This window comes from Streptomyces tyrfis (assembly GCF_037034285.1).
In the GTDB taxonomy this organism is placed as follows: Bacteria; Actinomycetota; Actinomycetes; order Streptomycetales; family Streptomycetaceae; genus Streptomyces.
Map to the genome: position 1 here is coordinate 1 of NZ_JBAGJZ010000109.1, position 1,387 is coordinate 1,387.

Below are 1,387 nucleotides of genomic sequence, written 5' to 3' on the forward strand. Positions count from 1 at the left end.
ACGCCACGACTCCCGGCACACCACCAACTTGTCCACCGCCACCCGCGGCACATGATCCGCGTCGGGGCGGAGCGCGAAGCGGTCCATGACGCGGTTGGTGAGGGCGTGGCTGAAGACGTCCAGCACGTCGAACTCGCTGCCGTCCGGCAGGACGGCCGTCAGCCGGCCGTCGCGGTCGGCCACGGTGACCTCGGCGCTGAGCACGGTGCGGTCCCGGTGCGGGTCGGCGGTGTGGTCGGCGACGGCGACGAAGTAGTCCTCCGGGCGGTCCAGGGCGGGGCGGCTGCGCGCCGACCACTTCAGCGGCAGCTCCTTGGGCAGCATCGGCATCAGCCGGGGTCCGGGGAAGTCACGGCTGGTCTCGGCGAGCAGCTCCTCGACGGCCGGGTGCTGGTTGACGAAGAGCGAGGCGGCCACGGTGTTCATGGCGATGTGCAGTTCGCCCAGGACGAGTTCGAAGTCGCCCCGCTCGACCGCCGCGGCGTCCTCGGCCATGATGAGCACGTCGGGGCTGACGTAGCGGGAGAGCGACCAGCCGTCGCGCGGGCCGTCGAACTCCTCGCGGACCCGGTCGGCGATGTCCGCCGAGGACAGCTGCACCCGGCGAGCGCCTTCGGGGGCGTCGATGATCCGGGCCCAGCGCTCGCGCAGTTCGGCGCCGATCCGGTCCGCCTCCGGCATGGACTCGGCGTGCGGGGCCGGCAGGCAGGCGAACCAGAGCGAGGCGAGGTCGGTGGTCGGCCGGTCGCCGCGCACCCGGTCGAAGCTCTCGCGGATCCGGGCGCGCATGGACTCCGCGTACCGGCTGGTGAGCCAGCCCACGGCCGTCAGGCACAGGGAGAGCGGGGTCAGTTCGTCCAGGACGGCGGTGCTGAGCCGGGCGGTGGCGGAGCGCCGGGTGTCGGAGTAGACCAGCGACCGGTTCGGCGCGGTGCGGGTGCCCTTGGCGCGTTGGGAGGCGGTGTCGGTGATCCGGGTGAAGTCCTCCTCCAGCGCGGCGAGCGCCTCGCACAGCGCACCCGCGTCACGACCGGCCGCCTGCACCCGCTCCCGGCCCCGCTCCAGCACCTCCAACGGCTCCAGCGCACCACGCCGCAGCACCGGATCACCGACCCGCTCCAGCACCGCCCGCAACTCCCGGTCCGGGTGGGCGCCCGAAGGCACCTCCAGCCGCCAGGTCACCCAGCGCCGGCGCACCAGCTCACGCAGGCGCTCCTCGGTCCGCTCGACGGGGAGGGTGAGGGCACGGGCGAGGTCGCCGAGGGTGCGGCGGCCGTCGATCAGCTCCAGCACCGGCAGCAGTTCGGCCGGTACGGGCTGTTGGGGCCGTCCCGGAAGCCGTACGACGGCGCCGTCGGCCCGTCGTTCGAGGCGTGCGAACGGTATG

1 protein-coding gene is annotated in these 1,387 nt (G+C 73.8%); it reads right to left on the reverse strand.

Annotated elements, in window-relative coordinates:
• On the reverse strand, window positions 1-1,387 hold a 1,387-nt coding region (locus tag WA762_RS35380), incomplete at both ends, for a lantibiotic dehydratase (RefSeq protein ID WP_335941697.1).